The following is an 11932-nucleotide window of genomic DNA, read 5'->3' as shown; positions in this document are numbered from 1 at the left end:
CACCTCTACTTGCGAGTCTGCGCCTTCGTGCGCTTGCGCACGGCCATGCCAGGCGGCGGCTCGAAGTTGTCGTCGGGGCCGAGGCCGGTGGCGACCCCGAGCCGGGCCGCCAGGTGCGCGGCGTCGTAGGGTGCGTGCACCTTCACGTCGTTGTCGAAATAGCAGTACACGTCGCGTCCCTTGCGCCCTGACAGTCGGCGCAAAGGCGCGGCCAGCCTGGCATCCTTGACCTGGCCTCCATGGCGCCATGCATCGATGCGCTCGGCCCAGCGATCGAGCGCCTCGTCGCTGTAGCCGCTGGCGTAGAGCTCCTTGTCGCCATGCAGCCGCATGTAGACGAAGTCGGCGCACAGGTCTTCGAGCAGCGGCCAGCGCCCTGCCGTGTCGGCAACGACCAACGCGACTTTCTGCCGGCGCAGCAGCGCGATGAATTCCGGATTCGCGAAACTGTCATGCCGCACTTCCAGTGCATGGCGCAGGCGCAGTTTCGCGGGCACCTTCAACAACGTACGGTCGTCATCGACCTTCTCGTTGTGCTGGCGCGCGAGCGCCAGCGCGGAACGGCCGTCCCGGGGCAGCAGCGTGAAGAATTCCTCCAGGCGATCGGCGTTGTAGGCAAAGTACGGCGGCAGCTGCCACAGGATCGGCCCGAGCTTGGAGCCCAGTGCGAATACGCCCGAGGCAAAGAAGTTGGCGAGCGCGGTACGAGGTTCCTTGAGTCGCAGGTTGTGCGTGATGTAGCGCGGCCCCTTCACCGCAAAGACGAAGCCGTCCGGCGTCGCGTCGTGCCATGCCTGGTAGGACTCGGGCCGTTGCAGCGAATAGAACGAGCCGTTGATCTCGATCGTCGGCAGCATGCGCGAGGCAAAATCGAGCTCGAGGCGCTGCGCCAGACCCTGCGGATAAAAGCGCCCCCGCCATGGCGCATAGCGCCAGCCAGAAATTCCGATTCGCGTGGCGCCCTGCATCGTTCGTCTTTTTCTTGCCAAAGCCCCGAACGTGGCTCGCCGAACAGCGCCGGCGCGTAGGAAATATTCCCTTCCGCATAGCAGCATGGGGAGCCTGCGAACGCGCCGGGGGCCGCTGGCTGGAACCACGCAGGCTGTGGCAAGCTCCGAGAAGTATGCAAATCCCTCCCATGCCCTTCAACTCCCGCCGCTGGATGCTGCGCGCGCTGCTCGGCGCCACGGTCCTGCAATCGCCGCTTTCGGCGCTGGCAGGTTTCAATTTCTTCCTAAGCGAATACACCGCAACCCGCGACGAATTGCAGGCGCAGATCGCCAAGCGCTTTCCGGTGGCCGAACGCTATGCCGAGATCTTCATGGTCGGCCTGCGCGATCCTCAACTGGGTCTGGATGCGCGCGGCAACCGCGCGGCCATCACGGCCACGCTGACCATTGCGAGCCCCCTCTTGGCCGTATCGCCGGTGCAGGGCGTGGTTTCGGTGAGCAGCGCGTTGCGCTACGACACCGCCACGCGCGCGCTGCGGCTCGACCAGCCGAAGGCCGAGCGCCTCGAATTGCAGGGCGTGCAAGGCCGCGATGCCGAGCGGCTGCAAAAGATCGGCGCAGTGGTCGCGCAAGAACTGCTGCAAGGCCAGGTGCTGCGCAGCTTTACCGCCGAAGAACTCACCGTCGGCCGCAAGACCTACGAAATCGGCGACATCACGGTGCAGGACGACGGCATCAAGGTGCAGCTCAAATGAAATACCCCCTGCTTGCCGCCGCACTGCTGATTGCAGGCTGCGCGGCCATCCTCCCCAAGGCAAAGCAGCACTTCGACCTGCAGGCCCACCGTGGCGGGCGCGGCCTCGCACCCGAGAACACGCTGGCGGCTTTCTCGAAAGCGATCGACCTTGGCGTGAACACGCTCGAACTCGACGTCGGACTCACGGCCGACGGCGTGGTCGTCATTTCCCACGACACCGCGCTCAACCCCGACCACACGCGGGACGCAAACGGCGCGTGGCTCGCTCCGAAGAGCGGCGCCACGGTCCGCTCGCTCACGCTGGCGCAGCTTCAGAGTTACGACGTGGGCCGCCTCAATCCCGCGAGCAATTACGGCAAGCAGTTCGCATTGCAGATCCCGCAAGACGGCGAACGCATTCCCACCCTGGCCGTCCTGTTCGACCACGTGCGCGCACGCGGTGCCGCAGCCACTACCGTGCGCTTCAATATCGAGACCAAGATCGATCCGGCCAAGCCGGAGGAGACCGCCGCACCCGAGCCGATGGTGCGCGCGCTGCTCGCCGAGATCGACAAGGCGCAGATGGGCGGCCGGGTCACCGTCCAGAGCTTCGATTGGCGCACGCTCGCGCTGGTCGGCCAGCTGGCGCCGCAGTTGCCGCGCGCCTATCTCAGCAGCGCGCGCACGCTCAAGGACAGCCGCTGGACAGCAGGGCTCGACGCCGCAAATTTCGCCTCGACACCTCAACTGGTCAAGGCCGCTGCGGGCAAGACGGAAGGCCCGGTGATCTGGTCGCCGGCCTACAACGACCTGACCCCGGAGGCCATCAAGGAGGCACAGGGCCTGGGTTTCAAGGTGCTGCCCTGGACCGTGAACCAGCGCGCCGACATGCTGCGGCTGATGGACTGGGGCGTGGACGGCATCATTACCGACTACCCCGATGTGCTGCGCGACTTGATGCGCGAACGCGGCTTGTCGTTGCCGCCACCCGGAAAGGCCGCGTCATGAACACCGCCGCACGGCAACTCGAAGACCTCGGCAGCCGCATCGCGGCATTGCAAAGCGGCAGCGGCTCGGCCTCCGTGCTGTCGAACGAAGCGCGCGCCAGCGCGGACCTGCTGGGCGCCCTGCCGCCGCGCTACGCGGAAGTACTGCTGAACCTGCTCGATCGGCTCGAATCGAGCGCGCTCTTCAGTGAGGAGAGCTGCTCCTTCAGCCAGAAAGACCTGCTCGACAATCTGCAGGTGTGGGTCGACAAGGCCCGCGGGCAGCTCGTGTCTTGAGGAGAACCCATATGCAAAGACGCACACTTCTTCTGCGCGCCGGCCCGGTGCTGGCGCTCGCCTCCACCGCGGCATGGCCGCTCGCCGCATTGGCCGCGGCGCCGATGGTCGAGATCTGGAAGGACCCGAACTGCGGGTGCTGCCAGGATTGGGTCAAGCACCTCAATGCAAACGGCTTCGCAACGCGCGTGCACGACGACGGCAACACCGCTGCGCGCGCCCGGCTCCGCGTGCCCGACAAATTGGGCTCGTGCCACACCGGCATGGTGGGCGACTATGCGCTCGAAGGCCACGTGCCTGCCCGCGAGGTACACCGGCTGCTGCGTGAAAAGCCGAAAGCGATCGGCCTTGCCGTGCCGGGCATGCCGGTCGGCTCGCCGGGGATGGACGGCGCGGTCTATGGAAACCGGCGCGATCCCTACGACGTTCTGCTGGTGCTGGCCGACGGCGGCACCCGCATTTACCAGGGCTACCGCTGAACCGGTACGGCTCGGTCAGCTGAAGCGGCCAGGATCGAACGGGGCCAGCGCCGTCTCGGGCGCGGTGCCGGCCAGCAACTGCGCCGCCAGCCTGCCGGTGCGCGCGGAGCCGCAGAGGCCCACGTGTCCATGCCCGAAGGCGAGCACGACGTCCGGGCTGGCCGCGGCGGTGCCGATGCAAGGCAGCCCATCGGGCAGGCTGGGCCGGTGGCCGAGCCAGTGCTTCACCACGACCGAAGCCCCCGGCTGATCGGCCAGGGCGGGAAACATCGATTGCAGGTGGCGATGCAGGATCTCGGCGCGGCGCCAGTCGGGCGCGGCCTCGAGTCCGCCGATCTCGACCTGCCCGGCCGCACGCAGGCCGCCGTCCATCCAGTGCGCGATGAGCTTGCCGTCGGCCACCATGGTCGGCGTGCGCGGACCCACGGCAGCGCCTTCGACCACCACGTGGTAGCCGCGCTCCGATTCGAGCGGCACCGGAGAGCCGGCCGCCGCGGCGAGAGCGCCCGAGCGCGCGCCCGCGCAGATGGCGGCAGCGTCGCAGGCGATCTCGCCGGCTTCGGTTTGCACCGCGCGCAGCCGCCCGCCTTCGATACGAAAGCCCGCGGCGCGCGCCGCCACGCGCTGTGCACCGACCTCCATCGCATGTCGCGCCAGCGCGGCCACATAGGCGCCCGGGTTGCGGCAGTGGCCGGCCTCGGGCACGAAGATGCCGAGCGTGTAGCGCGCATCGAGATCGGGTTCGCGCTGCCGCAGTTCCGGCTCCAGCCATTCGTCCCATTGCACGCCGGTGCGCCGGCGCACGCGCCAGCCGAGCGCGTCGCCCTCGAACTCTTCACGCGACCGGTACGCATGCAGCAGTCCGCGCTGCTCGATGAGTTGAGGCACACCGGCCTCGGCGGCGAGCCTGGCGTGCAGCGCCGGCGCATCGGCAAGCAGCGTGCGCAGTGCGTCGGCCGTGCGCTGGACGCGCGCCTCGGTCCAGCCCGAGACCAGGTAGCGCAGCAGCCAGGGCAAGGCGCGCGGCAGGTAGCGCCAGCGCAGCGCGAGCGGCCCGAGCGGATCGGCCAGCCAGCCTGGCACCTTGCGCCACGCACCGGGCAGCGCGGGCGGCACCACGGAATGCGACGACAACCAACCCGCATTGCCGTAGCTCGTGGCTTGCGGGCCGCCCGGCTCGCCGGGCTCCACCACCGTCACGCGCAGGCCGGCGCGCAAGGCCTCGATGGCCGTCGCACTGCCCACGGCTCCCGCGCCGATCACGACCACGTGGCGCCCGGCGCCGCCCGCGGAGAAACTTCTTGCAACTGTCATGGCCGCCTATCGTAGAGGGGCGGTCCCATAATCGGCCGCCATGTCCGTTCCCTCTTCCGATCTTTCGCCTTCAGGCGCCATCACCGATGTCGCCGGCATCGAGGTAGGCCATTTTTCCGACACGCGCCGGCCCACCGGCTGCACCGTGATCCTCGCGCGCGAAGGCGCTGTTGCAGGCGTCGACGTGCGCGGCGCCGCGCCCGGCACGCGCGAAACCGACCTGCTCTCGCCCGGCAACCTGGTGCAGCAGGTGCACGGGATCATGCTGGCGGGCGGCAGCGCCTGGGGCCTGGCCGCGGCCGAGGGCGCGATGCGCTGGCTCGAGGAGCGGAACATCGGCATGGACGTGCGCTTCGGCATCTTGCCCATCGTGCCGGCCGCTGTGCTGTTCGACTTGCCCATGGGCGACGCGCGCATTCGCCCCGACGCCGCATCCGGCTATGCGGCCTGCGAAGCGGCGAGCGATGAAGCCCCGGCCGAAGGCAACGTGGGCGCCGGCAGCGGCGCACTCGTGGGCAAGCTCTTCGGCGTGCATCGCGCGATGAAGGGCGGCATCGGCACCGCTTCGGTCACCGTGGGCGGCGTGACGGTGGGCGCGCTGATCGCTGTCAACGCGCTCGGCGACGTGATCGATCCCGACACCGCGCAGCCGGTGGCCGGTGCGCGCACCGAAGACGGGCTTGCACTGCTCGACACCCGTCGCGCCCTGCTGCGCGGCGAGCAGCCCAAGCCGCTGCTTGCGGGCACCAACACCACGCTGGGCGTGATCGCAACCGACGCGGTGCTGACGAAGGTGCAGGCCAACCGCCTCGCCAGCGTGGCGCACGACGGTCTCGCGCGCGCCATCAACCCGGTGCACACGATGAGCGACGGCGACACGCTCTTTGCGCTGGCCACCGGCCGCGTGCCGCTCGAAGGCAATGCCCCCGGCATGACCGTGCTCGGCACCATGGCCGCGGAGGCGGTGGCGCGCGCCACCTTGCGCGCGGTGCTGGCCGCGCGTTCTGTCACCGTGGGCGAAATGCACGTGCCGTGCGCAGCCGACCTCGCCACTACCAAAATTTGAATTGATTCCCATGGCCATGCCCAAGACGCTGAAGCTGATCCTGCTCTCGATCCGCGACCTGATCGCATCGGCCGGCCCGATCGTGTTCCTCGTGATCGGCCTGCTGATTGCCGCCTACTGGTGGCTGCAGCCGCAGCCACCCGGGCACGTGACCCTGGCCACCGGGCCCACAGGCAGCGCCTATTCGCAGTTCGGCAAGCGCTATGCCGAACTGCTCAAGAGCAGCGGTATCGAGGTGGAGCTCAAGGCCACCACGGGATCGTCCGAGAACCTGGAACTGCTTCGCAGCGGCGGCGCCGACGTGGGCTTTGTGCGCGGCGGCAGCGCCGATCCGGTGGCCGACGAGGAAGCCGGCCTCACGTCCCTCGGCAGCCTGTTCTACGAGCCGATCTGGCTCTTCTACCGAGCGGATAGCGCACAGAAGATCGACCGCAAGACGAGCACGCTGACATCGCTCGCGCAACTGCGCGGCTTGCGCGTGAATGTCGATCTCGCGGGCAGCGGCCTGCCCGAGATCATGGAGCGGCTCTTCAAGGCCAATCACCTCGACCCCGACGCGCTACAGCTCTCCAACCTCGAACAGGCGGCCGCCGCCGAAGCGCTGCAGGCCGGCCTGCTCGACGCCATCGTGCTGGCCTCCGCGCCGCAGTCGCCGCAGGTGCAGCGCCTGCTGCGCGCGCCCGACATCAAGCTCATGGATTTCGGCCAGGCCGACGCCTATACGCGGCGCTTCCCGTTCCTCTCGGCGGTCACGCTGCCGCGCGGCGTAGTCGACCTTTCTAGGGACCTGCCGCCCTCCGACGTATCGCTGCTCGCGGCCACCACCTCGCTGCTCTCGCGCGACGAGACGCACCCGGCGCTGCGGCAGCTTTTTGCTCAGGCCGCGCAAGGCATGCACAGCGATGCCGGCTGGTTCAACCGCGCGCGCGACTTTCCCAACACGCGCACCAGCGAACTGCCCGTGAGCCCGGAGGGCGACCGCGCGATCAACGGCACGCCGCCGTTCTGGCAGCGCTACCTGCCGTTCTGGGCCAGCAATCTGATCGAGCGCATGTGGCTGGTGCTCGGCGGCCTCTTGGTGCTGATGCTGCCGCTGAGCCGCGTGGTGCCGCCGCTCTACCAGTTCCGCGTGCGTCGGCGTGTGTTCCGCTGGTATGCGCGGCTGCGCGACATCGAGGCCAAGGTCGATGCGCGGCAAGGCGAGCGCAAGGAGTTGCTCGACGAACTCGACGAGCTCGACCGCGTGGTGAACAAGGTGGCCGTTCCACTGTCGTATGCCGATGAGCTCTATGCGCTGCGCAACAACATCCACACGGTGCAAAAGCGCGTGCAGATGCGCTGGCCGGAACCGGGCGACTTCGCGCCCCGAACGCCGCTGCCGAAGGAAGCCGCAGAAAGCGCTTGACTTGGAGCGCGCTCGAACTTCGAGAATTCCCGCCATGGAAGTCAGCTTGACCATCGCGGAAGTCGCGCAACGCACCGGCCTCACGGCCCACACGCTGCGCTACTACGAGCGCATCGGGCTGATTGCCGCGGTGCCGCGTGCACCGGGCGGTCAGCGGCGCTATGCGAGCGCCGACATGGACTTGCTGGCTTTCCTGTTGCGCCTGCGCGAGACCGGCATGTCCATCCAGGGCATGCAGGCCTTCGTCAGGCTTCGAAGCCAGGGGGACGCCAGCGTCGGCGAACGGCGCGAGATGCTCGAGGAGCACCTTGCCGAAGTTCAGGCCCGGGTGGCGGCGCTGCAGCAATCCATGCAAGCGCTGTCGCTCAAGATCGACCACTACCGCGCGGTCGAGAAGACGAAGAAGCGTCCTCCACCATCGGGCAAAGCCCGGCAAGGAAAGACGAGCAATGACGAACACACAACAGGACCAGGGCCACAACGACAACCTGCGCTACACGCGTGGCCTGGCCAAGCTCCACGAGATCGACGGTGAAGGCGGCGTCAAGGTGGTCGAAAGCCTGGCCGACATCGCGCCGGACTTTGGCCGCCTGGTGATCGAGTTTCCGTTCGGCGACATCTACTCGCGCCCCGGCCTCGACCTGCGCTCCCGCGAGATCGCGACCGTGGCCGCGCTCACCGCCATGGGCAATGCCGCGCCGCAGTTGAGGGTGCACATCCAGGCTGCGCTGAACGTCGGCGTGACGCGCTCCGAGGTGGTCGAGGTCATCATGCAGATGGCGGTGTACGCAGGCTTCCCGGCGGCACTGAACGGCCTCTTCGCCGCACGCGAGGTGTTTACGGCGGACGATGAAAAAAGCGCGCAGCCCCTTGCGGAACCGCACGCTCTTGCTGAAGCGACCTGAGGCTTACTTCAGAGCCTTGTAGCGCATGCGCTTGGGCTTGGCACCCTCTTCGCCGAGGCGCTTCTTCTTGTCGGCTTCGTACTCCTGGTAGTTGCCGTCGAAGAAGGTCCACTGGCTGTCGCCTTCGGCGGCCAGGATGTGCGTGGCGATACGGTCGAGGAACCAGCGGTCATGGCTGATGACCATGACCGTGCCGGCGAACTCGAGCAGCGCGTCTTCGAGCGCACGCAGGGTTTCGACGTCGAGGTCGTTCGAGGGTTCGTCCAGCAGCAGCACGTTGCCGCCCGCGATCAGCGTCTTGGCCAGGTGCAGGCGACCGCGTTCACCGCCCGACAGCGTTCCGACCTTCTTCTGCTGGTCGGCGCCGTTGAAGTTGAAGCGGCCCGCATACGCGCGGCTCGCCATCTGGAACTTGCCGACGTTGATGATGTCCAGGCCGTTGGAAATGTCTTCCCACACGGTCTTGTTGTTGGCGAGCTCGTCGCGGTGCTGGTCCACGAAGGCCATCTTGACTGTCGAGCCGATGATGACTTCGCCGCTGTCCGGCTGTTCCTTGCCCGCGAGCAGCTTGAAGAGCGTCGACTTGCCGGCGCCGTTCGGGCCGATGATGCCGACGATCGCGCCCGGCGGCACGGTGAAGCTCAGGTTGTCGATCAGCATGCGGTCGCCGAAGGACTTGCTGACGCCGTGGAACTCGAACACCTGTTGGCCCAGCCGCTCCGCCACAGGAATGAAGATTTCCTGCGTCTCGTTGCGCTTCTGGTATTCCATGTCGCTCAGCTCTTCGAAGCGAGCCAGGCGGGATTTGCTCTTGGCCTGACGCGCCTTCGGGTTCTGGCGCGACCACTCCAGTTCCTTCTTCAGCGCCTTGGCGTGGGCTTCTTCGCTCTTCTGCTCCTGCGCCAGGCGTTCGCCCTTCTGCTCGAGCCAAGTGCTGTAGTTGCCCTTCCAGGGAATGCCGCGACCGCGGTCCATTTCAAGGATCCACTCGGCCGCGTTGTCGAGGAAGTAGCGATCGTGGGTGATGGCCACCACGGTGCCCGTGAAGCGCTGCAGGAACACTTCGAGCCACTCCACCGATTCGGCGTCCAAGTGGTTGGTCGGCTCATCGAGCAGCAGCATGTCGGGCTTGGACAGCAAGAGGCGGCACAGCGCCACGCGCCGCTTTTCGCCGCCTGACAGCAGGCTGATCTTCGCGTCCCACGGCGGAAGGCGGAGGGCATCGGCGGCGATTTCCAGTTGATGTTCGGAATCGGTGCCGGCGGTGGCGATGACGGCTTCAAGTTGGGCCTGCTCGGCCGCCAGCGCGTCGAAGTCGGCGTCTTCGGCACCATAGGCGATGTACACCTCTTCGAGGCGCGCCTTGGCCGCAAACACCGCACCCATGGACTCTTCGACCGATTCGCGCACCGTGTGCTCGTTGTTGAGCTTGGGTTCCTGCTCCAGATAGCCGATCGTCATCCCCGGCATGGGCAGCGCCTCGCCCTCGAACTCCTTGTCCACACCCGCCATGATCTTGAGCAGCGTGGACTTGCCCGAGCCGTTCAGGCCGAGCACGCCGATCTTGGCGCCGGGGAAGAAAGAGAGCGAAATGTCTTTCAAGAGCTGCCGCTTGGGCGGCACGGTCTTGCTGACGCGGTTCATCGAATAGACGTATTGAGCCATCTGGGGGTAGTTACCTTGGGTAGCGGAGATTCGGAAAGCGCGGGTGCCGAAAGCGATTTTCGGGCGCGGCAAACCACGCATTATCGACTCATGCGACAATAGGCACCGTTGCCGGGTCCAGTTGCCCGCAACACCGGCTCTCTGCCGGGGACGAAGAAAGCCCTTTATCACGACGGGTTTTTCGGCTCCCACCCCTGACCTTCATCTGCCTTGACTGGCTCGGCGTTGCAAAAAGCGCCAAGCGGGCCGATGCCACTGCGCCGTGTATGGCGCTTATTGTTTCCAATGAATTTTGACGAACTGAAGCTGGCTCCCGCCATCTTGAAGGCTGTGCACGAGCACGGTTACGACACCCCCACCCCCATCCAGGCGCAAGCCATTCCCGCGGTTCTCGACGGGCACGACCTGCTCGGCGGCGCCCAGACCGGCACCGGCAAGACGGCCGCCTTCACCCTGCCGATGCTGCACAAGCTCAGCACGGGCGCGAGCGCCACCAACAAGTTCGGCGGCATCGGCATTCGTGCCCTGGTGCTCACGCCCACGCGCGAACTCGCGGCCCAGGTCGAAGAGTCGGTCCGCACCTACGGCAAGTACCTGGAGCTCGACTCCACGGTGATCTTTGGCGGCGTGGGCATGAATCCGCAGATCAGCAAGCTCAAGAAGGGTGTCGACATCCTCGTGGCCACCCCCGGCCGCCTGCTCGACCTGCAGCAGCAGGGCATGCTCGACCTGAGCCAGGTCCAGATGCTGATCCTGGACGAAGCCGACCGCATGCTCGACATGGGCTTCATCCACGACGTGAAGAAGATCCTCGCGCTGGTGCCCCGGGAAAAGCAGAGCCTGCTGTTCTCGGCCACCTTCAGCGACGAAATCCGCGACCTGGCGGCCACGCTGCTCAAGAACCCGCAAAGCATCCAGGTGACTCCGCGCAACACCACCGTGCAGCGCATCACCCAGGTGATTCACCCCGTGGGCCGCGGCAAGAAGAAGGCGCTGCTCGCGCACATCATCAACGAGAACAAGTGGAGCCAGGTGCTCGTGTTCACGCGCACCAAGTTCGGCGCCAACAGCGTGGCCGAATTCCTGACCAAGAACGGCATCGAGGCGATGGCGCTGCACGGCAACAAGAGCCAGAGCGCGCGTACGCAAGCGCTGGCCGGCTTCAAGAGCGGCGACATCCGCGCGCTGGTGGCCACCGACATCGCAGCCCGCGGCATCGACATCGACGAGCTGCCGCACGTCGTGAACTACGAAATCCCGAACGTCAGCGAAGACTACGTGCACCGCATCGGCCGCACCGGCCGCGCCGGTTCGAGCGGCGAGGCCGTGAGCTTTGTCTGCCTGGACGAAGAAGGCTTCATGCAGGAAATCGAACGCTTCACCAAGCAGACGATTCCGGTGCAGTTCGTCGAAGGCTTCGGTCCTGAAGACGGCGAACGCGCCGAACCGATCGCCATGGGTCGCCAGACGATCTGGGGCGGCGCCGGCCGTCCGCCGAGCCGCGACGTGATGCAGGCGGCCGCCAAGGCTGCTCGCACCGAAATGCTGCAACGCATTCGCGAGAACAAGGCCGGCCAAGGCGGCGGCGAACGCGCTGGCGGCGGTGGTGGCGGCAACGGCGGCGGTCAACGCCGTGGTGGCGGCCAGGGCGGTGGCGGTCAAGGCCGCAACGCCAATGGCGGCGGCCAAGGCCAGGGGCAAGGCCCGCGCGGCCAGGGTGCACGCCCGCCGCAGGGCCGTGGCCCGCAAGGTCCGGCACGCACGCCGCACCATGCACCCCAGCATCATCATCAACAACAGAATCATCTGCCGCATGACGAGCGCCAACCGCGCCATCACGGCAACAGCCACAGCCCGACGCAAGCCAACCAGGTCGCGCACCTGCGTGCTGAAGCGGTTGCAGGCGGCGATGGCCAGCCGGATCCGTTGCGTACGAGCGTCGACCACATGGGTGGCGGCCGCGGACGTGGCCGTCCGGGCGGCGGCGGTGGTGGTGGTGGCTACGGCGGCAACCGTTCGGGCGGCGGTGGCCGTTCGGGTGGTGGCGGTGGTTACGGCGGCGGCGGTGGCGGTGGTGGCAATCGCTCCGGCGGTGGTGGCGGTGGCCGTTCTTTCGGCCGCTAAGCGGA

12 protein-coding genes are annotated in these 11932 nt (G+C 67.3%); 9 read left to right on the top strand and 3 right to left on the bottom strand.

Annotated elements, in window-relative coordinates:
• Positions 1–5: 5 nt before the first annotated feature.
• Positions 6–968, bottom strand: coding sequence for a DUF72 domain-containing protein (locus tag BLR24_RS09255; RefSeq protein ID WP_093015986.1), 963 nt, complete (start codon positions 966–968; stop codon positions 6–8).
• Between the two features lie 170 nt (positions 969–1138).
• Between BLR24_RS09255 and BLR24_RS09250 the strand changes: the two genes are divergently transcribed.
• From BLR24_RS09250 to BLR24_RS09235, 4 genes are read left to right on the top strand one after another with little or no spacing between them, the layout of a single operon-like run.
• Positions 1139–1705, top strand: a complete 567-nt coding sequence (locus BLR24_RS09250) for a DUF1439 domain-containing protein (protein ID WP_254787219.1) — start codon at positions 1139–1141, stop codon at positions 1703–1705.
• Positions 1702–2694: a glycerophosphodiester phosphodiesterase gene (locus BLR24_RS09245; protein WP_093015978.1), complete on the top strand. Its 993-nt coding sequence runs from the start codon at positions 1702–1704 to the stop codon at positions 2692–2694. The genes BLR24_RS09250 and BLR24_RS09245 overlap by 4 nt, the downstream gene beginning before the upstream one ends.
• Positions 2691–2969, top strand: coding sequence for a hypothetical protein (locus tag BLR24_RS09240; RefSeq protein ID WP_093015975.1), 279 nt, complete (start codon positions 2691–2693; stop codon positions 2967–2969). Before BLR24_RS09245 ends, BLR24_RS09240 begins: the two co-directional genes overlap by 4 nt.
• 11 nt (positions 2970–2980) lie before the next feature.
• On the top strand, positions 2981–3448 hold the full coding sequence (locus BLR24_RS09235) for a DUF411 domain-containing protein (protein WP_093015972.1): 468 nt from the start codon (positions 2981–2983) through the stop codon (positions 3446–3448).
• A gap of 15 nt (positions 3449–3463) precedes the next feature.
• Here BLR24_RS09235 and BLR24_RS09230 read toward each other — a convergent pair whose 3' ends face one another.
• On the bottom strand, positions 3464–4762 hold the full coding sequence (locus BLR24_RS09230) for an NAD(P)/FAD-dependent oxidoreductase (protein WP_093015969.1): 1299 nt from the start codon (positions 4760–4762) through the stop codon (positions 3464–3466).
• A gap of 40 nt (positions 4763–4802) precedes the next feature.
• Between BLR24_RS09230 and BLR24_RS09225 the strand changes: the two genes are divergently transcribed.
• Genes BLR24_RS09225 through BLR24_RS09210 form a run of 4 tightly spaced genes read left to right on the top strand, consistent with a single transcriptional unit; the run spans position 4803 to position 8138 of the window.
• Positions 4803–5828: a P1 family peptidase gene (locus BLR24_RS09225; RefSeq protein WP_093015966.1), complete on the top strand. Its 1026-nt coding sequence runs from the start codon at positions 4803–4805 to the stop codon at positions 5826–5828.
• A 10-nt stretch (positions 5829–5838) separates the two neighbouring features.
• A complete protein-coding gene (locus tag BLR24_RS09220) occupies positions 5839–7233 on the top strand; it encodes a TAXI family TRAP transporter solute-binding subunit (protein ID WP_093016323.1) in 1395 nt (464 codons plus the stop codon).
• 34 nt (positions 7234–7267) lie between these two features.
• Positions 7268–7768 carry a MerR family transcriptional regulator gene (locus BLR24_RS09215; protein ID WP_093015963.1) on the top strand — a complete coding sequence of 167 codons (501 nt, stop codon included), beginning with the start codon at positions 7268–7270 and terminating at the stop codon, positions 7766–7768.
• A complete protein-coding gene (locus BLR24_RS09210; RefSeq protein WP_093015960.1) occupies positions 7683–8138 on the top strand; it encodes a carboxymuconolactone decarboxylase family protein in 456 nt (151 codons plus the stop codon). Before BLR24_RS09215 ends, BLR24_RS09210 begins: the two co-directional genes overlap by 86 nt.
• Before the next feature lie 3 nt (positions 8139–8141).
• Here the strand turns inward: BLR24_RS09210 and ettA are convergent, their stop codons facing one another.
• Positions 8142–9803 carry an energy-dependent translational throttle protein EttA gene (gene ettA, locus BLR24_RS09205; RefSeq protein WP_093015957.1) on the bottom strand — a complete coding sequence of 554 codons (1662 nt, stop codon included), beginning with the start codon at positions 9801–9803 and terminating at the stop codon, positions 8142–8144.
• Positions 9804–10088: 285 nt separating this feature from the next.
• Between ettA and BLR24_RS09200 the strand changes: the two genes are divergently transcribed.
• Positions 10089–11927: a DEAD/DEAH box helicase gene (locus BLR24_RS09200; RefSeq protein WP_093015954.1), complete on the top strand. Its 1839-nt coding sequence runs from the start codon at positions 10089–10091 to the stop codon at positions 11925–11927.
• Positions 11928–11932 lie beyond the last annotated feature (5 nt).

The sequence above is a fragment of the Variovorax sp. OV700 genome (assembly GCF_900099805.1).
GTDB lineage: Bacteria > Pseudomonadota > Gammaproteobacteria > Burkholderiales > Burkholderiaceae_C > Variovorax.
This window is presented reverse-complemented; position numbering and strand designations above follow the sequence as displayed.

What these genes read in the sequence shown, in the direction of transcription:
- BLR24_RS09210 (WP_093015960.1), top strand. Translation starts at nt 7,683, where the DNA reads ATGACGAACACACAACAGGACCAGGGCCACAACGACAACCTGCGCTAC.
- BLR24_RS09255 (WP_093015986.1), bottom strand. Translation starts at nt 968, where the DNA reads ATGCAGGGCGCCACGCGAATCGGAATTTCTGGCTGGCGCTATGCGCCA.
- BLR24_RS09245 (WP_093015978.1), top strand. Translation starts at nt 1,702, where the DNA reads ATGAAATACCCCCTGCTTGCCGCCGCACTGCTGATTGCAGGCTGCGCG.
- ettA (WP_093015957.1), bottom strand. Translation starts at nt 9,803, where the DNA reads ATGGCTCAATACGTCTATTCGATGAACCGCGTCAGCAAGACCGTGCCG.
- BLR24_RS09215 (WP_093015963.1), top strand. Translation starts at nt 7,268, where the DNA reads ATGGAAGTCAGCTTGACCATCGCGGAAGTCGCGCAACGCACCGGCCTC.
- BLR24_RS09230 (WP_093015969.1), bottom strand. Translation starts at nt 4,762, where the DNA reads ATGACAGTTGCAAGAAGTTTCTCCGCGGGCGGCGCCGGGCGCCACGTG.
- BLR24_RS09220 (WP_093016323.1), top strand. Translation starts at nt 5,839, where the DNA reads ATGGCCATGCCCAAGACGCTGAAGCTGATCCTGCTCTCGATCCGCGAC.
- BLR24_RS09200 (WP_093015954.1), top strand. Translation starts at nt 10,089, where the DNA reads ATGAATTTTGACGAACTGAAGCTGGCTCCCGCCATCTTGAAGGCTGTG.
- BLR24_RS09240 (WP_093015975.1), top strand. Translation starts at nt 2,691, where the DNA reads ATGAACACCGCCGCACGGCAACTCGAAGACCTCGGCAGCCGCATCGCG.
- BLR24_RS09250 (WP_254787219.1), top strand. Translation starts at nt 1,139, where the DNA reads ATGCCCTTCAACTCCCGCCGCTGGATGCTGCGCGCGCTGCTCGGCGCC.
- BLR24_RS09225 (WP_093015966.1), top strand. Translation starts at nt 4,803, where the DNA reads ATGTCCGTTCCCTCTTCCGATCTTTCGCCTTCAGGCGCCATCACCGAT.
- BLR24_RS09235 (WP_093015972.1), top strand. Translation starts at nt 2,981, where the DNA reads ATGCAAAGACGCACACTTCTTCTGCGCGCCGGCCCGGTGCTGGCGCTC.